At 51.9% G+C, this 24,869-nt stretch carries 17 protein-coding genes; 8 read left to right on the forward strand and 9 right to left on the reverse strand.

Annotated elements, in window-relative coordinates; genetic code table 11:
- Window positions 1-298: 298 nt before the first annotated feature.
- From BGX14_RS03530 to orn, 4 genes are all read right to left on the reverse strand, one after another.
- The gene (locus BGX14_RS03530; protein WP_095879071.1) at window positions 299-1,717 is read right to left on the reverse strand and encodes a sodium:alanine symporter family protein; all 1,419 of its coding nucleotides are present in this window, start codon (window positions 1,715-1,717) and stop codon (window positions 299-301) included.
- Between the two features lie 64 nt (window positions 1,718-1,781).
- A complete protein-coding gene (lgt, locus tag BGX14_RS03535; protein ID WP_095879072.1) occupies window positions 1,782-2,678 on the reverse strand; it encodes a prolipoprotein diacylglyceryl transferase in 897 nt (298 codons plus the stop codon).
- On the reverse strand, window positions 2,679-3,929 hold the full coding sequence (locus BGX14_RS03540; RefSeq protein ID WP_095879073.1) for a penicillin-binding transpeptidase domain-containing protein: 1,251 nt from the start codon (window positions 3,927-3,929) through the stop codon (window positions 2,679-2,681).
- Between the two features lie 2 nt (window positions 3,930-3,931).
- Complete coding sequence (orn, locus tag BGX14_RS03545) at window positions 3,932-4,504, reverse strand: oligoribonuclease (RefSeq protein WP_095879074.1); 573 nt, start codon at window positions 4,502-4,504, stop codon at window positions 3,932-3,934.
- An 89-nt stretch (window positions 4,505-4,593) separates the two neighbouring features.
- Here orn and fabF point away from each other — a divergent pair, with 89 nt between their 5' ends.
- Window positions 4,594-5,829: a beta-ketoacyl-ACP synthase II gene (fabF, locus tag BGX14_RS03550; protein WP_073303707.1), complete on the forward strand. Its 1,236-nt coding sequence runs from the start codon at window positions 4,594-4,596 to the stop codon at window positions 5,827-5,829.
- A gap of 899 nt (window positions 5,830-6,728) precedes the next feature.
- On the opposite strand, the gene murA is transcribed toward fabF, so the two are convergent.
- Window positions 6,729-8,006 (reverse strand): UDP-N-acetylglucosamine 1-carboxyvinyltransferase, encoded by a 1,278-nt coding sequence (murA, locus tag BGX14_RS03560; RefSeq protein ID WP_095879076.1) that lies wholly within the window; start codon window positions 8,004-8,006, stop codon window positions 6,729-6,731.
- Between the two features lie 5 nt (window positions 8,007-8,011).
- On the reverse strand, window positions 8,012-8,815 hold the full coding sequence (locus BGX14_RS03565; protein ID WP_073303714.1) for an RDD family protein: 804 nt from the start codon (window positions 8,813-8,815) through the stop codon (window positions 8,012-8,014).
- A gap of 41 nt (window positions 8,816-8,856) precedes the next feature.
- Here BGX14_RS03565 and rapA point away from each other — a divergent pair, with 41 nt between their 5' ends.
- The 4 genes from rapA (at window position 8,857) to BGX14_RS03590 (ending at window position 18,380) form a co-directional block, all read left to right on the forward strand.
- Entirely contained in the window at window positions 8,857-11,805 is a 2,949-nt protein-coding gene (rapA, locus tag BGX14_RS03570; protein WP_095879077.1) for an RNA polymerase-associated protein RapA, read from the forward strand.
- A gap of 16 nt (window positions 11,806-11,821) precedes the next feature.
- Window positions 11,822-12,961 carry a glutamate 5-kinase gene (proB, locus tag BGX14_RS03575; protein ID WP_073303717.1) on the forward strand — a complete coding sequence of 380 codons (1,140 nt, stop codon included), beginning with the start codon at window positions 11,822-11,824 and terminating at the stop codon, window positions 12,959-12,961.
- Window positions 12,962-13,392: 431 nt separating this feature from the next.
- A complete protein-coding gene (locus BGX14_RS03585) occupies window positions 13,393-17,823 on the forward strand; it encodes an acyl-CoA dehydratase activase (RefSeq protein WP_073303721.1) in 4,431 nt (1,476 codons plus the stop codon).
- Window positions 17,820-18,380: a hypothetical protein gene (locus BGX14_RS03590; protein WP_095879078.1), complete on the forward strand. Its 561-nt coding sequence runs from the start codon at window positions 17,820-17,822 to the stop codon at window positions 18,378-18,380. The genes BGX14_RS03585 and BGX14_RS03590 overlap by 4 nt, the downstream gene beginning before the upstream one ends.
- 80 nt (window positions 18,381-18,460) lie before the next feature.
- Here BGX14_RS03590 and panC read toward each other — a convergent pair whose 3' ends face one another.
- The 3 genes from panC to folK are packed head-to-tail and all read right to left on the reverse strand — an operon-like array spanning window position 18,461 to window position 20,580.
- On the reverse strand, window positions 18,461-19,306 hold the full coding sequence (gene panC / locus BGX14_RS03595; protein WP_073303725.1) for a pantoate--beta-alanine ligase: 846 nt from the start codon (window positions 19,304-19,306) through the stop codon (window positions 18,461-18,463).
- A 4-nt stretch (window positions 19,307-19,310) separates the two neighbouring features.
- Window positions 19,311-20,000 carry a deoxynucleoside kinase gene (locus BGX14_RS03600; protein WP_233126394.1) on the reverse strand — a complete coding sequence of 230 codons (690 nt, stop codon included), beginning with the start codon at window positions 19,998-20,000 and terminating at the stop codon, window positions 19,311-19,313.
- Window positions 19,993-20,580: a 2-amino-4-hydroxy-6-hydroxymethyldihydropteridine diphosphokinase gene (gene folK, locus BGX14_RS03605; RefSeq protein ID WP_233126395.1), complete on the reverse strand. Its 588-nt coding sequence runs from the start codon at window positions 20,578-20,580 to the stop codon at window positions 19,993-19,995. Before folK ends, BGX14_RS03600 begins: the two co-directional genes overlap by 8 nt.
- Before the next feature lie 92 nt (window positions 20,581-20,672).
- Here folK and rho point away from each other — a divergent pair, with 92 nt between their 5' ends.
- Genes rho through BGX14_RS03620 form a run of 3 tightly spaced genes read left to right on the forward strand, consistent with a single transcriptional unit; the run spans window position 20,673 to window position 24,783 of the window.
- Window positions 20,673-22,613 (forward strand): transcription termination factor Rho, encoded by a 1,941-nt coding sequence (rho, locus tag BGX14_RS16425; protein WP_369833003.1) that lies wholly within the window; start codon window positions 20,673-20,675, stop codon window positions 22,611-22,613.
- A gap of 10 nt (window positions 22,614-22,623) precedes the next feature.
- Window positions 22,624-23,433, forward strand: coding sequence for a pyrroline-5-carboxylate reductase (gene proC, locus BGX14_RS03615; protein ID WP_095879079.1), 810 nt, complete (start codon window positions 22,624-22,626; stop codon window positions 23,431-23,433).
- Window positions 23,434-23,439: 6 nt separating this feature from the next.
- Entirely contained in the window at window positions 23,440-24,783 is a 1,344-nt protein-coding gene (locus BGX14_RS03620; RefSeq protein ID WP_078777158.1) for a sigma-54-dependent Fis family transcriptional regulator, read from the forward strand.
- Window positions 24,784-24,869: the final 86 nt, after the last annotated feature.

Below are 24,869 nucleotides of genomic sequence, written 5' to 3' on the forward strand. Positions count from 1 at the left end.
CAGGAAGAAGCCTTGAAGCGCGCACGTCTGCGAGAAAAAAATTCTCTTTGCTACAGGAAGTTTAAAGATGTGTTTGTTCTGAGAAATGAGATTCGCACTTCAAAAAAAACTCGCCTCTTTGCAAACTCGTCATACGCGATAGCAGAGGTTTAGAGTTGAGAATACTCTGGCATTTTCGATTTTGCACAAATGATGGTTCATCCTTTTGCTTTTCCAAAAGATGGCGAAAAATTTTCTACAAAAAAAATCCGACCTGAAAATTTTCAAGCCGGATTTTCAAAATGAAACGTGCAAAAACCTAATCGAATTTGGCGAAGAATCGTTTGGTCTCTCTGGCGACGCAGCCGCTCAAAAGAATCAAAGCGACCAGGTTTGGAAATGCCATCAGTCCGTTGAAAATGTCGGCGATAGTCCAAACCGCATTCACGGTGAGATAGGGACCAATGAAGACGGCGGCCACATAAAGCCAACGGTAAGCAAGTTTTTTCCGATGGCTCTTGCCGATCAAAAATTGCAGGCACTTTTCGGAATAGTACGACCAGCCTAAAATGGTGGTGAAAGCAAAGAATGCCAGCGAAATGGTCAGCAGGTAAGGAGCGATGGCTCCTCCCATTGGAATAAAGCTCAGGCCTTTGCGAAACGCTTCGAGGGTGATGTTTACTCCTTCAAGTCCTAGAGAAGGCTCCCAGGTTCCGCCGATAACGATGACAAGTCCTGTCATTGTGCAAATCACGATGGTGTCGATAAAAGTGCCTGTCATGCACACGAGCCCCTGGCGGACGGGTTCTTTGGTCTTGGCTGCCGCCGCGGCAATGGGAGCGGAACCGAGTCCGGCTTCGTTGCTGAAAATACCGCGGGCAATGCCTTTTTGCATGGCGATAAAGATAGATCCGACAACGCCCCCGGTTACAGCGGCAGGGTTAAAAGCTGCCCGCACGATCGTTTCGACTGCGGTGGAAATTTGGGAAAAATTCAGAAGCAGAACGGTCATGCAGGCGAGTATGTAGAAAATGGCCATGAACGGAACGATGATGGAGGCGACTTTGGCTATGCGGCGAATGCCGCCGATGATAACGGATGCGGTGCAGATGGAAATGACGATGCCAGCGATTGCCGTCGTATAGGAAACCGAGTGGTTGCCGATGGCGATAAATTCTCCCGAAGGAATGACGGAATTTGCTGCCGAAGCGATGCCGTTAATTTGTGTGATGGTTCCGATTCCCAAAAGCCCCGCGCAGACGCCGAATACGGCGAAGAGAACGGCGAGCCATTTGAAATTCCAGCCGAAACGTTCCTTGATGCCTAATTGAATGTAGTAGAATGGCCCCCCGAGAATGGAACCATCGCTGCCGACCGTTCTGTATTTGACGGCGAGCAGGCCTTCCGCATATTTGGTTGCCATACCGAGAAAGGCGGCGACTTCCATCCAGAAAAGGGCGCCGGGGCCGCCCGTGCCGATTGCCGTCGCGACGCCCACGATGTTGCCCGTGCCGATGGTCGCCGCCAGTGCGGTGCACAGTGCTTCAAAACTGGAAACATCGCCTTTGCCGTCGTTTTCATTCCGAATGGCATAGCGCAGCGCATTTTTGAGATTGACGACTTGCAGACCTCCCAAGCGAATCGTCAGCAGAAGCCCTACAAAAAGAATGATGACAATCAGGGGAATGCCCCAGACAATGCCGTCTATAGAATCCAGAACTTGGTTGATGCTTTCCACAAAAATTTCCTTTGGCTGTAATGAGCTTTGGCGATGAGGGAATGAAAAAGCGAAAGATAAAAAATCATTTTACTGGAGCAGGCTTGGAAATCTCTTGGGATTTTTGCGAACGCTGCATTTTAATTTCCCGACGGTGCTCCCAGATGAAAAGGACGATGCCGGCGACGATCATCAACACGCAGAGCGTTTGTCCGCGGCTCATACCGATCAGGTCGTTGCGCCCCAGAAAATTGTCCGGATGCCGGAAAAATTCGATGAAGAAACGGAAAGTGCCATAGCCCATCAGGTAGAGGGGTAACATCTGTTTTTTGAATGTTTTGTAATGGCTGAGCCAAAAGAGAATCCCAAAGAGGATGACGCCTTCAAAAAGCATTTCGTAGAGTTGCGACGGGTGACGCAGTTGCAAATCGTGCGCCATGGGAAAGAGCATCCCGATAGGACTTGTCGTGACTTCGCCGAAAAGTTCGCCGTTTACAAAGTTGCCCCAGCGTCCCCAGCTGTATCCAAGAGGAGCCGCCAAAAAGCCGAGATTCAGCGTTTCCCAAACCGGCAATTTGTTTTTGCGCATCCCGATGATTCCAAAAACGACGGCTCCGATAAGCCCGCCGTGATACGACATTCCCGAAATGCCCACAAAGGTAAATCCCAAATCGGAATCATAGCGGAACGGCGAAATGATTTCCAAAGGGCTTGTCAGATAGTGCGACGGATTATAAAAGAAAACGTAGCCGAGCCGCGCGCCGATAAGAATTCCTGCGATAACCCAGGTGACGAAGCTGTCCAGCTGTTCTTTTCGGATGCCGATGCCGTGCTTTTGGTTGGTCTTCCAAATGACCATATAGCACGTGGCGAAGGCGAAAAGATACATGAGACCGTACCAATGCACCGGAAAACTGCCCAGTTGCAAGGCGATTCCGTCAAAGTGGGTGGGAATTAAATTCCACCAAGTGAAGTCAGGCATTTATTTCTCCTTTGCCCAGTAGTTGATGAGAAGCGAAGCGATAAGCGTGGATGCTTGTGTTCGGCGTTCGCCATGAACTTGCAAAACGACGAGGACGACGGATTTTTCTGGATTTTTCCGGCTTTGGGCAAATCCCATGAACCAGTCGTAGCGTCCTTGAGGATCCGTTCCGTCGAGGCTTCCCGTTTTGCCGCCGATTTCCAGGTCGGCAAAAAATTTTCGGGAAATGTTTCGTGTAGATATATTTTTGCGGGCGGTGCCTTCGGTGGCGGTTGCGACCATCGCTTGCCGAAGACCAAAATAGGTGTTGTCCGAAAAACGCTCAATGCCCAGAGCAATCGGTTGAGTGGGTGCAAACCCTTTGGCCCCGCTTTTTTCCCAGGGAATTTCAAACGATTTTTTCATGAGAATCGCACGGACGATTCCGGCGGCTTGCAGCGGTGAAAGGGTCGTACTTTTGGTGAATCCACTGGCGACTTCGGCTAGTCCGTAGCCCGAATCGGGGGGCGAATAGTTGCTGCGTTCGGGAATGCCTTGAGAAAAATTTCGGTTGAATCCGAGTTTTTCGGCGGCGGAGCGGAGGTGCTTGGCTCCGACATTCATGCCGACAAGGGCCATCGGAGCATTGTAGGATTTGGCGAACGCCAAGTGGAGCGGCGTGATGGGACCTCGGTAATTTTCGGGAATTTTGAGCTGGCGCTTGTAGAGAGTGTGCGCTTTTCCAATCAGGGGAATTTCGGTGTGGATGGAATAACGCTTGGATTCAAAAGCCGCCGCAATCGTCACGGTTTTAGCGAGGCTTGCCGCCGGGAAGGAAGCGCGGGAAAGATAATCCGGAGTGCTTTGAATGGCACCGTCCTTGCGTTCTCCCCAGGCGATGATTTCGTTAGTATGAGCATCGACGGCAAGGTAAATGGCGTAATCCGGATGATACCGGCGCAGGAAAGTGTCCATGAGACGGGCTAGTCCGGTGTCCTTTTGGGCGTAAACGTGCGAAAGGTCGGGCTTTGCGGGTTGGGATTTCGCCGAATCCGTTTGAGAAGCGGAAGGCGTTGCTGCCAAATCGACTGCGGAATCAGCTAGGGCTTCGGCGACAAGGGATTGCGTTTCTTTGATGTTTTTTTCGCTGGAGCTTTCGGCGTCCTCGGATGAACAGCGGGCGCATTGGACGACGACCAAAACCGCAATCAAAATCAGAAGGACTCGGTTGAACCATCGGAGGGCGGGGGGAATTTTTTTTATGGGTTGCATCGCTATTTGGCGAGATGAAAAATCGTCTTTTTGTAATATTCCAGTTCCGCGATACTTTCCAAAATGTCGTCTAGGGCCTGGTGGCGTTCCTGCTTTTCAAATTCAGGCAAATTGGGGAACCATCGGAAGGCGAGCTCTTTGATGGAAGAAACATCGATGTTCCGGTAGCTGAGCCATTCGGAAATCTGGGGCATATACTTGTAGAGAAATCGGCGATCCTGGGTAATGGAATTGCCGCAGAGAAGGTTGCCACTGTGTTCCCGATCGTGCTTCACCGTATATTGGCGAATGAAGTCGAGAGTCGCTTTTTCGGCGGCTGCCGTGTCGTATCGGGAATGGCGAACCCGCTCTACTAGTCCGCTTTGCGTATGGTGCCGGATGTTCCAATCATCCATGCCGTTCAGAATATTTTCGGGCTGGTGAATGGCGATAACGGGACCTTTTCCCAAAATTTTCAAGTTGGCGTCGGTCACGACCGTGGCGATTTCGAGAATGACGTCGTGTTCCGGATTCAATCCGGACATTTCCAAATCCATCCAGACCAAATTTGGCGCAGTTTTATTTTGAAAAGTCATTTAATATCAAATTTATAAATTTGTATTATTCTGAACGAAAGAGGACCCCTTTCTAGGCGGTTCTCCACCTTTAACAAAAGGAATCAAAAATGGAAGAAGTTGTTGTTACCGGAATGGGCTGTGTTTCCTCCTTGGGAAATGATCCGGATACGCTTTGGGCAAATCTGCTTGCAGGCAAGTCCGGAGTTTCGAATATCGAAAAGATGGACACGACCGCTTACGATGTGCATTTTGCTTCTGAGGTCAAGGAATTTGACGATTCCATGTATTTCAGTGCCCGCGACCAGAAACGCTATTCCCGCAATATCCGTTATGCGGTCTATTCGGCTCTGCACGCGGTTCAAAATTCCGGACTGGACTTGGAAAAAGTGGACAAGTCCCGCGCTGGCGTGATCGTCGCTTCCGGTATGGGCGGCATGGATATTTATTATGACGGTTCCGCCGCTTTAGCGACAAAGGGACCTCGTCGTGTTTCCCCCTTCTTCATTCCGATGTCGATTACCAACATGGCGACGGGAGAAATTTCCATTCGTCTGGGATTTATGGGCCCGAATTTCGTCACGACTTCGGCTTGCGCTTCTTCGAACCATGCGCTTATCGCCGCAGCCGACCAGATTCGTTTGGGCCGCGCCGACGTGATGGTTGCTGGCGGAACGGAAGAAGCGGTGACTCCGGTTTCTCTCGCAGGCTTTGCCAATATGCACGCTCTTTCCCGTCGCAACGACGACCCGCAAAAAGCATCCCGTCCGTTCGACAAAAATCGAGACGGATTTGTGATTGGCGAAGGTGCCGCAGTGATGGTTTTGGAAAGCAGAAGCCATGCAGAAAAGCGGGGAGCTAAAATTTTGGCGACAATCGCGGGAGTTGGTCTTTCGGCGGATGCGCACCACATTACCGCTCCTCGAGAAGATGGCGCAGGCGTAAAGCTCGCTATTGAAAACGCCCTCCGCGATGCGAAACTCGAACCGCAACAAGTCGGCTACATCAATACGCATGGAACATCTACTCCTCTGGGCGATGTGGCGGAATGCAAAGCGATTTGTGAAATCTACAAGGGCGATGTCAAAAACCTCAAAATCAATTCGTCCAAGTCGATGATCGGGCACATGCTCGGTTCCGCGTCGGCTATCGAAGGCATCATTTCCATCCAGTCTCTGCTCGATCAGAAAGTTCACGGTACGATTAACGTCGAGGAACAGGACCCGGCAATTCAGCTGGATGTCTGTGCGAACGGCTCCGTGGAACATTCTTTCGATTACGCGATGTCCAACAGTTTCGGCTTTGGCGGACACAACAGCGTCGTGATTTTCGGAAAGAACAAGTAAGCGATTTTAGCGATGAATAGAAAGCGGAAAGGCAAGTGCTTTTCCGTCTTTTTAATTTGACTATAGTTAGCTTATGTACAAGAGTCGTGTAGCGTTGTTCCTCACAATGACGGAGTGCTGACGATGACTTGTGCTCTCTTCGAGGAGACTGGTACTATTCGTCATTGCGTACCCGCCAAGGAGAAAATCAGCCATATTTGAAAGCGACCGTCACCCCGAATCCCGAAGGGGGAGACGCAATCCTTTTTTCCGCAGATAGGATTGCCACGGCTTTGCACAATTCGCCTAAAGGAAGCAGAGCTTCCAAGGCTCATGGGGCTTTGCATCCCTGAAACTTGGAATCTCCGATTCCGTAGTTGAAGTATCCCTGGAAGGGACAATTCGTCTAAGGGAACAAGTTCCCAAGACTCATGGGGCCTTGCTCGCAATGACGTGCCGCAGCCAAGATTGCCACGGCGGCGCATCCCTGAAACTAGGAATCTTCGATTCCATAGTTGAAGTATCCCTGGAAGGGACAATTCGTCTAAGGGAACAAGTTCCCAAGACTCATGGGGCTTTGCATCCCGGAAACAAATTAGGGATTAGCGGCTAGCAGTTAATTGGAATGTGGAATTGAAGTGATCGGCAAACATCGAAGCAATGGAAAATAAATTCGTTTGTGCAAAATTTCTAGGAAATGGATGCGTTGGCGACTTTGCTGGCCGGTTGCAGCGACGATTCCAGAGGAAGTAAAGGACGATAGTCGTGAAGTGGCTTCCGCCTATGAATTGGGGCATTGCACTGCCGATCGAGAGGAGGATACGATTTACGTTGGACAAAAAGGAATGCGCCGAAAAAACGCAGACATTGACCGGTTTGCGAGAAGGGAAGGAGAACCGACGACAATGAAACGGACGGAATTATTCCGCAGGAATTTGGTCATTTAGCCGGGAAACTTTTCCGCCGAGCTGGGCGATCTTCCTTTCAAAATCTTCGTAACCGCGATCCAGATGGTAAATGCGGCTGACTCGGGTTTCTCCGTCGGCGACAAGTCCGGCGATCACAAGAGCCGCTGCCGCGCGCAAGTCCGAAGCCATAACGGGAGCGCCCTGCAATTTTTCGACGCCCTTAATGGTTGCGACATTGCCTTCCAAGGAAATGTTTGTCCCTAGCCGGTTGAGTTCGGCGACATGCTTGAAACGGTCCAAGTAAACCGAGTCGCGAATTTTGCTTTCACCGGGAACGGTCGCGAGCACCGCCATGAGCGGGGCCTGAAGGTCAGTCGGGAATCCGGGGTAGGGAACGGCTTCGACGTGGACGGGTTTCAAATCCCGACGAGAGGCATCGACTTCCACCCAATCCGCGCCGATGTTCACGGTGCAACCCATTTCTTCAAAAATGTCGAGCAGCGATTTGATGTGCGTCGGATTGCAATGGGTCGCTTTGATTTTCCCGCGGGAAATGACTCCGCCGCATAGAAAGGAACCCGCTTCGATGCGGTCGGGAATGGTCTTGCTGAATCCGGGGTGCAATTCGGGAACGCCGTGAACAACGAGGGAGCGCGTGCCTTTGCCTTCGATTTTGGCTCCCATGCTTTCGAGCAAATCGATCAGGGAGTCAATTTCGGGTTCGATAGCCGCATTTTCTAGGACACTCGTGCCTTTGGCGAGGGTAGCCGCCATCAGAACATTTACCGTCGCACCGACAGAAACGATGGGAAAGCGGAAGTTGCCCCCGGGCAAGGGACCGTCGCTCGTCGCTTCGACATATCCGTGGGTGACTTCGATTTTTGCTCCAAGAGCTTCCAGTCCTTTCAAGTGGAGATCGACGGGTCGCGGACCCCAGGCGCATCCTCCGGGCAAAGAGACTCGGCAGCGTCCGAATCGGGCGACCAAAGGACCCAAAACGTAAAAACTCGCGCGCATAGTGCTCACCAATTCGTAGGGAGCTTCCAAGTGGTTCGCTCCGTGGGAATCCACTTTGAATTCGTGGGCGCCGCCGTCAATGCGACATCCGATAACACGGAGTACATTGGACATGGTTTTAGTGTCGCGCAGGTAAGGGACATTGGTGAGAGTCGTTGTGCCGTCGGCGAGCATAGCCGCTGTCATGGTGGCGAGAACGGCATTTTTGGCTCCCGAAATTTCAACTTCTCCGGAAAGGGGCGCACCTGTTGGGGAAATGAGAAAATAATCCATACAAACTAATCCTCCGGTGAATTTTCCGGCTTGCTTTTGCTCTCGGATTTTGGCGCATAAACCACTCGGGTTTTAGCAAAGAAATCGTGCAGGGTACGTTTCTGGGGATCGATGATGGCCAGAATGTAGCCGATGCCGTAGAAGATGAGCGTCGCTTGGGTAAGCAGACTAAAGATGTAACGGACAACGGCTCCGGAAAGCTTGAGCGCGTGGTGGTCGGCTCTTTCGATTTTCAGGCGGAAGAGAAGTTTTCCTGGCGTTGCCGAGAGAAATCCGTTGAAGCCGACAAAGTAGATGGTCTGGATGCCCAGCCACAAAAGGGATAGCCCTGTCATGCCCGGGATGTTTGAAAATTCGGTGGAAAACTTGGCGAAGCTCGGGTCCTCGGTGTATTTTTCAATCAGAGCATTGGCGGCTTCCGAAGTCGCGGCAAGGTCAAAAACGGAAAACATTCCCAAAATCTGGGCGGAAATTTCCCAAAGGACGGCGATGAGAATCCAATCGATAAGGAATGCGGCAGCTCGAATAAAAAATCCGGCGTAGGCGCGCTGCTGCCATTCTTCAGCCCGTTCCCGCAAAATCGATTCGACGGTTTCCCGGAGCAGCAATTCGTTTGCCTGCGGATCGTTTTCGGCTTCCTTTTCGCGCGCTTCTTTCCAGGAAATCCAATTATCGAGTCCCTTGTGCCATACTAGCGTCGTGTCGTTTATTTTATTTTGCTCCTGAAGGGCTTGCAAATCGGCAAGTTGGACGGGACCTTGGCGGCGTTCGCCTTCGAGGATGCTTTCATCGATATAAAACCAGTTCATAAGTTGTTCCCAAATCTATAAAAAATGCTAACTTGCGCACCATGAGTACATTTCAAATAGGCCAGCGTTATACCAGTGAACAGGAACCGGAACTCGGCGTAGGGCGAGTTCGCCAAATAGAGTTCAAAAATGTTGTCATCGATTTTCCGGCGGTAAAGCAGTCCCGGATTTATCGGATTTCGTCGGCTCCCCTGAAACGTTACCTTTTGACCATTGGGGAAAACGCCAAAAATGAAAAGGGAATTTCCTTTGCCGTAGAAAATATCCGCATGGAAAACGGCCTAGCCATCTATTTGGGGCGCGGCGGTCGAGAAATGAAGGAATCCGATTTGATACCCAAGGCATCGCTGCGAGTGACCGATATTTTTTCGCAGTTGATCCGTGGAAGCTGCGCCGACAACAAAGAATTTGTGCGGCGAGAAACAGCGACGGCACTTTCGTGCGAATGGCAGAATTCTCCGGTCCGCGGCATGATAGGCCCTCGGGTCAATCTGATTCCGCACCAGTATTATTTGTGCAAACGCGCTTGCAGCTCCAGTGCGCTTCCGCGCTTGATGCTTTCCGATGAAGTCGGCTTGGGAAAGACGATTGAAGCGGGGATGATTTGGCATTCGCTTTACAGCACCGGACGTGTGGTGCGTACTCTTATTTTGGTTCCGGAATCGTTGAAGCATCAATGGATGACCGAAATGCTCCGCCGTTTTAACCATGTTTTCACTCTGGTGGATGAGGGCTATATTCATGGGCTTTTAAATGCGACTTCCGATGCGCGGGACATTGTGAATCCTTTTGAACAGGAAAACAATGTGATTTGTACCGTGGAATTTGTGATGAGCCAGCCCGCGGTCATGCAGGATTTTTTGCGGGCGGAATGGGACTTGACGATTGTCGATGAAGCGCACCATTTGATTTGTGAAGACGACTTTACGAGCAAGGAATATCTGCTGGTGAATTCGATAGCCGCTCGCACCAAGGGACTTCTTTTGCTGACGGGCACGCCTCTCCAGCTGCAGCCGGAATCGCATTTCAACCGTTTGAAAATGCTGGATCCGATTCGCTTTACCAATTATTCGGAATTTTTGAAAGACGAAGAATCCTACCAGAAAATCGCGCGGGATTTGTCGAAGCTGCCTGTCGATTCGGACGACCCGATGGACTGGGACGACTTGAACAATGCCTTGCCCAAAAATTCTCCGATTCGGGAATGGCTTTCTCAGGAAAATTCCCGGGAGATGACTGCGGGGGAATGGGTTCGCCGTATTGTCGATGCGCTGGGAACCGGCTCTGTCGTATTTCGGAATACGCGAAAAAGCGTGGGCGGTTTTCCTTCCCGGAAACTCTTTGCGGAAGAGCTGAAACCGAATGCCGAGTATCGCGCCCTGGTCGGAAAGGCGAGCGATGCGGACCCGGATCATTCTTTTGATATTCTGGTCAATGGGCTTTTGGTCACGAAATACAAGACGACCTGGAAAGAAGACGAGCGCATTCCGTGGCTCTTGCATTTTTTGAAGGAACATTTGCGCGACAAGGTTCTTTTAATCTGTGAAAATCCCGACGTGGTCAGCGCTCTTGCTTCGGTGCTTGCCGAAGAGGTCGGCGAAAACGCTTTTGTCACTTTTACGGAAGACATGTCAATTCTCGCTAGGGACCGGGCGGCGGCGAGCTTTGCCGACGAGCGTGGACCGATGCTGATGATCGCTTCGGAAATCGGTTCCGAGGGACGCAATTTCCAATTCAGCCACGACTTGATTCTCTTTGATTTGCCGCTGGACGCGGCCTTGGTGGAACAGCGCATCGGACGTTTGGATAGAATCGGACAAACGGAGACGATTCGGATTCACGTTCCTTATGTGAAGGGAAGCGCTCAGGAAGTCATATTCCATTGGTATCACGAGGGACTCGGGGCTTTCGGTTCTCCGTTGATGAGCGGCGGTGAACTTTTCCTCAAATACACGGAAACGCTGATTGCCGCCATGGCGGAACCCAAAACGAAGCTTTCAAAGTTTATGAAGGATACGATTCCCCTGGTTCAAGGCGACAGTGAAATGTTGCGCAAGAATATCGAAAAGGGACGCGATAAACTTTTGGAATTCAATTCGCGCGACCCGCAGGTTTCCCAAATCATCACGAGCGAAATCCGCCGCGTAGATGCGGACGAACGCCTGAAAACGCTGATGATAGAAACACTGACAGCCGCTGGTGTAGAAGTGGAACCGGGAAGCGTTCCGACGAGTCTCGTGTTTAGCGCAGGGCCGCAGGTCGAAGCGGGGTCGATTCCCGGAATGCCGACGACGACGCTCCTTTCGCAGACCGCATCGCAGAGCGGAAAAACCGAGGATGAAAAATCGGCAGGTGGTGCAGGCGCTTTGACAGGAACTTTTGACCGCACCGTAGCCATGCAGCACGATGAAATTTCGTTCTTGAGCTTTGAACATCCTTTGGCGCAGGGCGTTTTGGATTTAGCGACGGCTTCTGGAAAGGGACTTACCGCCTGTGTCATCTGGGACAATGCGGGATGCAAGAGCCTGATGATGCAATATAATTTTGTCATAGAGCCTTCAATTCCCGCCGCATGGGGGCTTGCCGACATTGCTGGTCCCAAGATGATTCGCGTACTGATCGATGCGCAGGGCAAGGACTGTTCGGAAAGGCTGTCCGAAGTGGATTCGGGAAAAATGCGCAACGCCAATGTGCCGCAAAAAGTTCCCGCAGTGACGGAAACCTTGCGCTATTTTGCAAGCACTGGTCACGCCCTTGCCAAGCGGATTGCTTCGCAGAAAATGGAAATCGAGGCAATGGAGTCGGCAAAGAAAGTAGAGGAGCGTGCGGAACAGGAATACCAGCGAATGAATCACCTGCTCACTTTCCGCGGTCAAGCGCAAAACAATCCCGTTCTGGACGCTCTCCGGAAAAATGTCGCCGTCCGAAAGAAAACGGCGCTTTCCCCGCAGATTCGTCTGGATTCTATCCGTCTTTTGGTCTGCCGTTAATTTGTAGGTATAAAAAATGAGTGAATTGCGCAAAAATATCTTGGATGAATCTAAACGCGTCGTCATTAAAATCGGATCCCGCATTTTAGTGGATTCGGCAAAATGCTGCGTTCGTACCCGTTACATACAAAGGCTCGCAGATTCCGTCGCGCAGTTGATGGAAGCGGGCAAAGAAGTGGTTCTCGTGACAAGCGGTGCTGTGGCGACGGGGATGGCGGAACTCGGTTACAAGGAAAAGCCGACGGTCATGGCCGAAAAGCAGGCCTGTGCCGCCGTGGGGCAAATCGATTTGATATACGCTTACCGGGAAATGTTTCGTTGGGTGCAGTTGTCTGTTGGGCAGATTCTTTTGTCCGCGGATGATTTTCGAAATCGTCAGCGTTATAAAAATTTGCAGAATACAATCGAAGCGATGCTTGCCCATAAAATCGTTCCCATCATCAATGAAAACGATTCGCTGGCGGTTGCCGAAATCAAGGTCGGCGACAACGATAAACTTTCCAGCGACGTCGCCCTCTTTTTGGATGCCGATCTTCTGCTGATCTTTACAGATGAAAACGGCCTTTTTGACGACAACCCCAAGAAAAATCCCAAGGCGCGCCTTCTTCGCTTTGTACCGGAAATTACGCCCGCAGTGCTCGCTCTTGCTGGCAAGCCCGGCGAAGCCGGTTCCGCGGTCAGTACGGGAGGCATGAGAAGCAAACTGGAAGCGATTCGCAATGTGACGAAAAGCGGCTGCAACGCCTTTTTGGCAAACGGCCTAAAAGTGCTTCCGCACGAAGTCGTTTTTGAAAACGCCGAGGGAACTTTTTTTGCGGCTTCCAAAAAGAAGTTGAACAGTCGGCAGCGTTGGCTTTCGTTTGTCACCACTCCACGAGGCAGCGTGCTTGTCGATGACGGCGGCGTCAAGGCTTTGCGTGAAAAGCATTCGAGCTTGCTTCCGGTGGGAGTCGTGCAGGTGCAAAAGCATTTTGACAAGGGCGATTTAATCGAGGTCTTGGATTTGGCAAAGAATCCGGTCGCTCGCGGGGTCGCCAAGTTCGACAGCGAAACGCTGAAACTGGTGATGAAAAAGAAAACGTCCCAGGTGAAAGAATTTCTCGGAAAGGATTTTCCCGAGGAACTGATTCACAAAAATGATCTGGTGGTGTTTTAAAAATCCAAGCACCATTAAGATTTTTTCGAAGGCTCGTTCTCCATTTTTAAAAGCTTTGTCGGCAAGTACATTTTTCCGGTATTTTCGCTCCGAAACGCCTATGCGCTTTTGTTCCGGGCGATAAAATTCCCCGTGTTTGGAGATAGGTTTCTTTTCCTGTATTCGAAAAAAGCCAAACGCTGATTTCCCCAAAATGCAACTGTTTCAACGGAAACAGAGTCCGAGTTCTTTATCAAGAAAGGGAAATTTCGTTCAGGCACCTCTAAAAATTCATTTTCAAAAAATCGATTGCGACGCATTGCGCTGAATGGTCTTTCAACGTGCCTAATACCGAAAGCACTAGCCTCTAGCCTCTCATCGCCCCGACAAGATGCGAATGTTTTGCAAAAAATCCAGAAATTTTATTTCCGATTTTGTAAATTTGGGGAACTATGAGCAACTTGAATCATGATTTGTGGGTTGGCGTCGACGTAGGTTCGACAACCGTCAAAATCGCCGTCGTAGATCCGGCGACAGAAAAACTCCTTCACTTTACATACGAACGCCACAATGCGATGCAGGCGCAAAAAGTGTATGAAGTCCTCTCCACTGCCCATGGTATTTTCCCGGACAAGAATTTCCGCGTTGCATTCTGCGGTTCCGGCGGGCAGCCTTTCGCCGAAGCCACTCACGCATTCTTTGTGCAAGAAGTCGTTGCCAATGCGCTCGCTGTCCGCTCCACCCATCCCGAAGCCCGAGTCGCTATCGAACTGGGCGGCCAAGACGCCAAAGTCGTCTTTTTTGAAAAGGACAAAGGAACCGGAAAGCTGATTGCCAGCGATATGCGCATGAACGGCGTCTGCGCGGGCGGAACCGGAGCTTTCATCGATCAAGTTGCCGGACTTCTCCGCATCAAAACGGAACAATTTGAATCTTTCGCCGCGCGGGGCAAAAAAGTTTACGAAATTTCGGGACGTTGCGGCGTTTTTGCCAAAACGGACATCCAGCCGCTTTTGAACAACGGCGTCGCCAAAGAAGATGTCGCCCTTTCGAGTTTTCATGCGATAGCCAAGCAGACTATCGGCGGTCTCGCCCAGGGAATGGAAATCAAGCCGCCCGTCATTTTTGAAGGCGGCCCGCTGACATTCAACCCGACTCTCATCCGCGCATTCAAGGAACGCCTTGGCATCTCGGACGAGCAGGCGATTCGCCCGGAACACTCCGAAGTCCTCGTCGCTTATGGGGCGGCGCTCTCTTTGGGCAACATGTTCAACGGCAAGGAATGCGGCTACCGCCGGGAAGGCTCCCTCGATATGCTTTTGCATTTCAACGAAATTCGCCTTGCCGAACGCAAAGACAACGCCGAGCCGTTTTTCAAAAACGATGCGGAATACGAACGATTCAAAAAGAGCCATCCGCTTGCCGACAGCCATTACCCGCAACCGCTTTCGGGTTCCACCATCAACGCCTACTTGGGCATTGACGCCGGATCGACGACGACCAAATTCGTTTTAATGGACGAAGAGGAAAAAGTCATCGACGGCTTTTACGCGAGCAATGAAGGGGAGCCCCTTGCCGTTCTGAAAAAAGCGCTGAACGAGCTCGCCGACCGCTACGAAGAATATGGTTGCAAACTGAACATTCTGGGAGTCGGCACGACCGGTTACGGCGAACAGCTTTTTGCCAAAGCTGTCCATGCGGATTATCACACCGTCGAAACCGTCGCCCATGCGAATGCCGCACAAAAACTCCGTCCGGACGTTTCCTTTATTCTCGACATCGGCGGTCAGGACATGAAGGCCATTTCGGTGCATGACGGCGTTGTCACCGGCATCATTTTGAACGAAGCCTGTTCTTCGGGCTGCGGATCCTTTATCGAGACCTACGCCAAATCCTTGGGAGTTCCCATGGAAAAAATCGCCGAGCTGGCGTTTAAGGCCAAGTCCCCCTCGCAGCTCGGCAGTCGCTGCACCGTGTTCATGAATAGTTCCATCATTACGGAACAGCGTGACGGCAAGCAACCCGAAGACATTATCGCGGGCATTTGCCGTTCCATCATTCAAAACGTTTTCACGAAAGTCATCCGCATTCGCAATCTGGAAACCCTCGGCAAAGTCGTCGTCGTGCAGGGCGGAACTTTCAAAAATGACGCCGTTCTTCGCGCCTTTGAACAGCTCACGGGAATTGTCCCCATCCGTCCGGAGCGTCCGGGAGAAATGGGAGCCATCGGCGTGGCGCTTCTTACCAAGAAATTCATCGAAGAGAAAAAGCAGGCCGACCCCGATTACAAATCGACATTCATCGGACTTGAAGCCGCACGCAATCTGAGCTGGGACAACAAGCCCGGCATGATTTGCCAATACTGCACCAACCACTGCTCCCGCACCATCGTCACTTTCAGCGACGGCCAGAGTTTTGTCACCGGCAACCGCTGCGAACGGGGCGAAGTCACCGCCGACCCGAACGATCCGGAAACCAAAAAGCTCATCGCGGAAATCAACCGCAAGATGCTTGCCGTTCCCGACATGGTCAAGCGCACGAACCAGCTTCTCGTCAAGGACTACGCGCCCAAAGTTCTGCTTCCGCAAACGGGAAAGACCATCGGCATCCCGCGCGTTCTGGAATTCTGGTCCAGCCTGCCTTTCTGGAAAGCCTTCTTCACTAGCCTCGGCTACACGGTCGTCGTGAGCAAGCAGAGCGACTATACCCTTTTTGAAAACGGGCTGCGGAGCATTGCCAGCGACACGATTTGCTTCCCAGCGAAACTCGTCCACGGGCACGTTCTAGATCTCATCGACAAAAAAGTGGACGCCATTTTCTTCCCGATGATGGTCGCCCTCCCCAGCGATCACAGCAAATTTACGGCTACAGCCGTCTGCCCCGTCGTCCAAGGCTATCCCGATGTCAGCCGCAACTCCGACGATCCGGAACACCGCTACGGTATTCCAATGATTCAGCCGGTTTTCCACTGGACCGATTTGGAACAGCGCCGCAAGCAGACAATAAACTACTTCCACGAATTATGGGGGATCAAAAAGAAAATCCTGGACAAGGCGGTGTCCGAAGGGGAAACGGCGCTCAACACCTACAAGAGCACCCTCGCCGAAGAAGGCGCGAAAGTCCTGGAAGACGTCCGCAAGAAAGGCGAGTTCGCCATTTGCCTAGCCGGTCGCCCCTACCATGCCGACACCCTGGTCAATCACAACATCGCGCAGCACTTCACAAGAATGGGAATCCCCGTTTTGACGACGGAATCCCTGCCCGGCGTTTTCGATCAGGATGTGGACAAGCACACCCGCATGGAAGTCAAGAACACCTTCCACATGAGAATGCTCGGAGCGGCCATGCTCGCCGCCAAAGATCCTGCGCTGGAACTGGTGCAAATCGTCAGCTTCGGTTGCGGGCACGATTCCATTTTGACCGATGAAATGAGCCGCATGCTCCACGAAGTTTCCATGAAGGAACTTCTGATGCTCAAACTGGACGAAGGCGACGCCAGAGGTCCTGTCGGCATCCGCGTCAAAAGCTTTATCGAAACCGTCCGCGCCCGCCGAAAGGTCAATTTCCCTCCCAAAACGGAAGGTCCTCTCTTCCCCGTCAAATTCAACGAAAAAGACAAAAAGACCCGCAAGATTCTGGTACCGAACCTTTCCCGCGGATTCAGCATTCTCGCGACCGCCTACTTCAAGCACTTGGGCTATCAGGTGGAATTGTTGCCGCTGGGAGGACCCGAAGCGTTCGCTCTGGGAAAGAAATACGTCCACAACGACATCTGCTTCCCCGCCCAGGTGAACATCGGCGAAAACCTGCTCTGGCTGCAACAGCATCCGGAGTGTCCCCACGACAAAATCGCCGTCACGCTTTCCAAAAACTGCGAAAACTGCCGAGCGGTACAGTACGCCGTCCTCGCCCGGAAAGCCCTTGACGAAGCGGGCTACGCCGACGTTCCCATCATCACCACCGGTTCCGACACCAAGAATATGCACCCGGGATTCAAGCTCACTCTGGACTTTCGTCTGCACATGCTCTGGGGACTCACGATGATGGACGCCATCGAAACCATTTATCGCCGAAGCCGTCCTTACGAACTGCACGAGGGCGACACCCAAAAAGTCTATGACATCTGGCTTCCCCGCGTGATGGAAACCGTCGCCAAAATTTCTACAAAATCCATCGCCTATCCCAAGGAAGCGATTCGGGTTTTCGATCAGGCGATTGAAGAGTTCAACAAGGTCGAAGTGGATGCCAGCTACCGCAAACCGCGCGTCGCTCTGCTCGGGGAAATTCTGATGAATTACCATCCGGGTGCCAACGGTTACATCGAAGACTATCTGATGAACAACGGCATGGAAGTTTACTTGCCGGGCATGACGGACTTCTTCCGAGTCGATGAAGTGGTTCGCCGCGAAAAGATCAAGCGCGGACTCATCGCAAAGCCCATCGAAAACTGGCTCGTCGGCGGAGCCACCGCCAAAATCTACACCCATGCGGTCAAGACCATCCAGAAGCACTCGAAGAAATACAAGCTTTACGAACATCATGCCGATTGCTATGAACTGGTGAAACTCGTCGGCGATATTATCGACCCGACATACAACACCGGCGAAGGCTGGCTCATTCCGGGAGAAATCCTTTACAATGCGCCGCACGGCATCAACAGCTTTATCATCGTGCAGCCCTTTGCGTGCCTTGCCAACCACATCAGCGGAAGAGGCCTCACCAAAGCGGTCAAGGCCCGGTATCCCCACATCCAGATTTTGAGTCTGGACTACGATCCGGACACGAGCTTTGCCAACATCGAGAACCGTCTGCAGATGCTGATTATCAACGCCCGCGATCTGGAAAAGTCGCACCACATCGTCGATAACGGCCCTCAGGAATGATTCTTTCCGCAAACGCGAAATACTCGAATCTTGCCCGGGCGAAAGGCGTCGATTCTTGGGAAGCTCTCAAGGCCTACGTCGCCGAACTTCCCTATGGCCGCACGTCAAACCCGAAAGACATTTCGCTGGTCCTGAACGAAGGCCGTGGAACGTGCAGCGGCAAGCACGCCCTGCTCGCCGCCATTGCCAAAGAAAACGCCATTTCCGATGTGCACCTGATGGTCGCTGCATTCAAGATGAGTGCGGAAAGCACGCCCAAAATCCGCAGCGTTCTCGAGCATTTTCACCTCGACTCTATTCCCGAAGCGCATTGCTACTTGAAAGAAAACGGCGAATTCGGAGACTACACCCGACCGGGAAAATTCTTCAACGATTTTGAAAGCCGTATTCTAGACACGCGGGAACTTTTCGATTACGAAGACATCGCCCAAGAAAAAACCGCCTACCACCAGAATTTCATGAAAAACTGGCTGCGAGAAAACGCCCTGCCCTATTCCTTTGAAGAACTCTGGCAAATTCGGGAAGAGTGCATTTTAAAATTGAGCGAAGGCGGCTAAAACAGCCTTCGCCCGATTTCTTCAAAAAACTCCGAGAAAATTCCAGCGAAAAAATCCGCAGAAAATTTTTCCGAAAACAATTACAATTCGATATTGTCTATCAAGCGCGTCTTGCCAAAAAACGCAGCCACCAGAATCACGGAAGGTTCGTCCACTTCGCCGGATAGATTCGCCAAAAGCGTTTTCTGGCTGGCAATTTCCACATATTGCACCACGCCGCCTGCGCGGGCAATCGATTCCTGAATCCCGGAACGCAAAACATTCACATTCTTTTCGCCCGACTCGTAACGGCTTTTGGCAAGGAGCAACGCTTTTGAAATCGCCACAGCGGCACCGCGTTCCGCTTCGTTCATATATTCATTGCGGCTGGAACGCGCCAGTCCCGAATCCTCCCGGACAATCGGCAACGTGTGAATTTCTATCGGCATATTCAAATCTTTGACCATACGCCGAATCAAAAACGCCTGCTGATAATCTTTTTTGCCAAAATACGCCCTGTCCGCGCCGGAAATGTTGAACAGCTTCGTCACCACCGTCAGAACGCCGCGAAAATGCCCCGGACGGGTCGCACCGCAATAAAGGCTTTCCATCGTTTCGTCCCGGACAAGGGTCAGCGGGTCTCCATCCGGATACATTTCGGCATTGCTCGGCGCAAACACGAAATCGCCACCATGCTGGGCGACCAGTTCCGCATCTTTTTCCAGACGACGCGGGTATTTGTCCAAGTCTTCATTTTTGCCAAATTGAATCGGGTTCAAAAAGACGCTCACGACGGTCACATCGTTTTCTTTGACGGACGCATCGACAAGGCTCGTATGCCCGCTGTGCAAAGCGCCCATCGTCGGCACGATGCCAACGGATTTTCCCATTTTTTTCAAGGGAAGAATTTCTGCGCGGAGTTCCGCAATCGTTTTGATAATTTTCATGAGATTAGCCTTCAGGAGCAAAGTAGGTCGTCTGGGTAGGGGCGGAGGCAATCGCGTCGAGCACCTGCTTCAGATGTTTTTCATTGTGAACAAAATCAATCTGGTTCGTATTGATAATCAGCACGGGAGCCTTGGAATAATGCCAAAAATGATGGTCATAGCGATTCAGCAAAGAACCGAGGTAATTGCCATCGATGGATTTTTCCATCGTCCGTCCGCGGGTCGCAATCCGGCCCAAAAGCGTCGATACGCTCGCCTGCAAATAAACAATCAGATCGGGAGTCGGCAGATTTTTAGAAAGGTTCTCCGAGACCGTATCGTACATCGACATTTCGCTTTCCGACAAATTCTGGAGGGCAAATATGCGGTCCTTTTCAAAAGTGTAATCGCTCACGACATTGTGACGGAACAAGTCGTTCTGCACGATGGCGTCCTGAAACTGGCGCAAGCGGGACAGCAAAAAGAAGAGCTGCGTCTGGAACGCATAGGCTTTCGGATTTTCGTAAAATTTCGGCAAAAACGGATTTTCGTCGAATTGTTCCAAGACCAGATTCGCCCCGAGCGCCTTGGCAAGGATTTTCGAAAGCGAAGTCTTGCCCGCCCCGATAACGCCGTCGATAGCGATAAAGCGAATCCGTTCCGGGAGTTTCATTGTCACTTCGGAATTGTCCTGTTCCAAAAACGCGTCATTCATCCGCCATCTCCACTTCTTTAAAATCCACTTCCGACCCGGAAAGTTTCAAATCGTCCAAAATTTTTTTGATGGGTTTTCCCAGCAGGGGGTCGCAAAAATCCGGAGAAATTTTTTCCATCGGCACCATGACAAAGCCACGGACTGCGGCCAGCGGATGAGGCACGACAGGACCTACAGGACGATCATCCAGCAAAAGTTCGCCGTAATAAAGCAAGTCCATGTCAATCTCGCGCTCTTCCCAATGCCCTCGCGGACGACGACCCAAAAAAAGCTCCGCACCTTTCAGGTAGTGCAGCAGTTTTCGCGGCCCCTTCCCATACCAAAAAGAAACGACCTGGTTGAAAAAAAATCCCTGGTCCGCAGGCCCGACCGGAGGCGTCTCGTAAATCGGGCTTTCCTTCCAGCCTCCAAGCGATATTTTCTGGAGCATGGCTCTGGCTTCCGCAAGGCGTTTGCCACGAGGACGGATATTACTGCCCAGAGCAATAAAAACTCTTTCCAAGGATTCCACAACCGCCAATATAGATTTTTTTGTATATTTAGTGCTGGTGAAAGCAATATCGCTTTTTCCATTTCCCATTGATGTTTCCCTAAAATTCCTTCCTTTTCAAAAATGAATTTTTAGAGAGCGCATTCAGTAACCTCTATTTATTTTCGTTCGCAGGAGTCCCTGTGCCAAGACAAAAGAAAACCGACGGGTCTTCATCCGTTACATTGATTTCCGACATGGTTTCCCCCGATACTCCCCAAACCCCAGACCTTTCGGCTTTAGGCGATCTCGCCGCCCCCATCACTTTTCCCGAAGATTTGGCCAAAAACGAAACGGAAGCTCCGGCCAAGCGGCACCGTGGACGTCCACGGAAACAGCTGCCTTCTGAAGTCGAAACCGCATATCAACCCGAACAAGCCAACGAAAACGCTCTGAACGAAGCGGCTCCAGTTCATCCGGCGGATTCCGAATTCATTCCCGCTTCGACTTCCGAACTTTCCGACGAACCCGTCGTCACCGCCACTCCGGGAACAAGCGAACTCACCGAAGAAAACCAGGGTTCGCTCCACACCATAGGAAACATGACCGACGGCATTCCCGATTCCAGCGCAGCGCAGAACAATCCTTCGTTCGATGCGCCCATGCCGGACGCCCCGTTCAACGCTTCCGCCCAGAACAGCCGCCGCTACCCCAACGGCAACATTCAAAACAATCGCTACGGCAACGACCGATTTGGCAATGACCGCCACAGCAAATTCAACAAGTTCGGTCGGAACAAATTCGGTCGGAACAACAGGTTCCTTCCCCAGGACGACATCCCCGACGACCAGCTGCAAGCTCCGCCCGCCGATCCGGAAAAAGTCGCCCTTGCCATGCAACGCTGGCGAGAACTGCGCAACACGCCGATGTTCGATTTGCAGGAAAAGGCGAACGCCCTGAATATCCCCGACGTGAAACGGCTGAAAAAGCAAGCTCTCATTTACCGGCTGCTCGCCGCTACCGCCAGCGAAGGCGCTCCCATCTATACCGAAGGCACTCTCGAAATCATGAAGGAAGGTTACGGATTCCTCCGCAACGCCGACTTGAATTACCTTGCCGGGCCGGACGACATTTACATCAGCCCGAACCAGATTCGCCGTTTTGAACTCAAGTCCGGCGATTCCATCACGGGCCTTGTCCGCCAGCCCCGCGACAACGAACGCTACTTCGGACTCGCCCGCGTCGATACGATCAACGGCGAAGATCCCGCCAAGGCAAAGCACCGCGTCGCCTTCGAATACCTGACCCCGATTCATCCGTATCAAAAATTGAATTTGGAATGGAAGCAGGACGACTACTCCACCCGCATCATGGACCTCTTCTCTCCCATCGGCAAAGGCCAGCGCAGCATTCTGCTCGCCCCGCCGCGCACCGGAAAAACGGTCCTGCTGCAAAATATCGCAGGGGCCATCGCCAAGAACCATCCCGAAGTCAAGCTCTTTGTGCTTCTGATCGACGAACGCCCGGAAGAAGTGACCGACATGCGTCGCCACGTCCACGGCGAAGTCATCGCATCCACTTTCGACGAACCGCCCGAGCACCACACGCAAGTCGCCGACATCCTTTTGGAAAAAGCCAAACGCCTGGTGGAATACGGCAACGATGTCGTGATTTTACTGGATTCCATCACCCGCTTCGCCCGAGCCAACAACGTCGTCATTCCGCATTCTGGAAAAATCCTTTCCGGCGGCGTGGATGCGCTCGCCATGCAACGCCCCAAGCGATTCTTTGGCGCCGCTCGCAAAATTGAAAACGGCGGTTCGCTCACCATCATCGGCACCGCCCTTATCGATACGGGCAGCCGCATGGACGAAGTCATCTTCGAAGAATTTAAAGGCACGGGCAACATGGAACTCGTTCTCGACAGGCGCATTGCCGAAAAGCGCATCTGGCCCGCCATCGACATTTTCAAATCGGGAACCCGCAAAGAAGAACTCCTTTTGGACGACGACACCCTTCGCCGCGTCTGGATTCTGCGCAAATTCCTGCAAGAGCAGACCTCTGTGGAAATCATGGAATTTATGCGGGACAAACTCGCCAAGACAAAAACCAACGAAGAATTTTTGGCTTCGATGAACGGATAGGAAGTGTAAAATGTCAAAGAAAATCGCATTTGCCGGCGCAGGAAACATGGGCGGAGCCATTCTCCGCGGATTGCTTCAGGCGGGGCACAATCCCCAGGACGTTCTCTTTTTTGAACCCTTTGAAAGCACAGCAAAATCCGTCGCCGATCTCGGGGCCGTTCGTTACAGCGACTTCGGAAAAATGGCAAACGAAGCCGACGTTCTTTTCCTTTGCGTCAAGCCTCAGATTTTCAAGGCGGTCGCGAGCGAATGGAATGCCAGCGCCCAAAGCAACACGTCCAAACCGGAAATCATTTCCATCATGGCCGGGGTTTCTCGCCAAAAAATTCTGGACGCGCTGAACTTTGCCCACGGCGACGTCGTCCGGGTCATGCCCAATTTGCCATTGACCGTCGGGAAAGGCGCCATCGCCATCGCTTCGGACGGCGTTTCCCAAGAATCCCTCGAAGTCGCTAAAGAACTCCTTTCGACTGTCGGCATCACCGTGACCGTCGGAGAGAACCTGATCGACGCTGTGACCGGCCTTTCGGGCAGCGCTCCGGCTTATGTCTTTGAATTTATCGAAGGGCTCGTCCGCGGCGGCGTCAAAATGGGCCTTTCCCGCCCTGTCGCCATGCAACTGACCCTTGCCACTTTGGAAGGCAGCGTCGAACTGTTGAAAAAATCCGGCAAGGACACGGGAGAACTTTCCGCCATGGTTTCATCCCCGGCGGGAACGACGATTGCGGGCATGCAAGTTCTGGAAGACGCGGGATTCCGTGGCACCCTGATGCACACAGTAGAAGCGGCGACTCTCCGTTCCCAGGCTCTGGGCAAATAAAATTCCATGGGCAAAACTCGGATTTTCTTCCTTTCCGAAGAGAACGAAAGCATTTCTTTTTTAGAAGACGTGCTTTCCAACGTGGACGGGTATGAAACCTTTCTTTGCCCAGACTCTTTGAATGCCGTCGAAGACTTCCGCCGATTTCTCCCGGCAATAGCTGTAGTTGATTTGGACAAGACATACCCCGAATCGCTCTTTCAGACCTTGCAGGATATTTCTCCGGCAACGCGCTTTATGGGCGTCGGTTCGGACATTCTCCATTTAAATCCATTCCAGCAGCGATTGTACAGCGGCGTCTTAAGCAAAGAAGAACTCCGGCTGCGCTTTATGACTGTCGTCAATGAACTCAAGCAGCAGTCCGAAATCCTTGCCGCCATCAAAGAATCCCTGAAAAAAATTGTCGGAAAAAGCGACGCCATCAAACGCCTTTACGACTCCATTCTCAAGGCCATCCGAAGCAAAGGGGCGACCGTTTTAATCCAAGGAGAATCCGGAGTCGGCAAGGAACTGGTCGCCAAAGCGATCGCATCGGTTTCAAACCATCTGATTTCCGTGAATTGCAGCGCCATTACGGAAAGCCTTTTTGAAAGCGAGCTGTTCGGCCACGTTCGCGGAGCCTTTACAGGCGCCATTTCCGAACATCGGGGGCTTTTTGAAGCGGCAAACGGCGGCATTCTCTATTTAGACGAAGTCGGCGACATTCCGCTGCCCATGCAAGCCAAACTTTTGCGGGCATTGCAAGAGGGCGAAATCCGTCCCGTCGGTTCCAACGAAACCAAAAAAGTCAAAGTGCGGATTATCGCAGCGACCAATCGCGATTTGCAAAAAGAAACCCTTGCCGGACGTTTCCGAAGCGATTTGTTCTACCGCTTGAATGTCATTCCCATTTACGTCCCCGCCCTTCGAGAACGCAAAGAGGACATCCCGGAACTGGTCGCGCATTTTATCCGCGAATACTCCATTCGGCCAGGCCTCTCGCCCCGCATTTCCCCGCAAACCATGCAGGAACTCATCCGATACGATTGGCCGGGCAACATTCGGGAACTCGAAAACGCCATCCACCGCGGACTCGTGCTGATGAACGGCGACGAACTCAAGAGCGAAAACATCTTTACCACGCCCATTTCCGCACAGGCGAACACCCCGATTCGACGCGATTGGAGAGGCATTTCCTATGCCGCGTTTCAAGAGCTGCAAAAGCAGGAATTGCGGGAATACATCGTGGCGAAAATCCGGGAAAACGACGGTTCCATCTCCAGAACCGCCGAAAGTTTTGGCATTTTACGCCCCGGGCTCTACGCCCTCGCCCGCCGATTGGGGCTAGATATTTCCAAGCGGAATAAATAGACGGGACTTCCAAGGCTCCCATCAGCTATTGCGGGGAATCCGGCGATTTCTCGTCAACGAACAACTAATAATTGATAACAACCAGC

The sequence above is a fragment of the Fibrobacter sp. UWS1 genome (assembly GCF_002300445.1).
Lineage (GTDB): Bacteria > Fibrobacterota > Fibrobacteria > Fibrobacterales > Fibrobacteraceae > Hallerella > Hallerella intestinalis.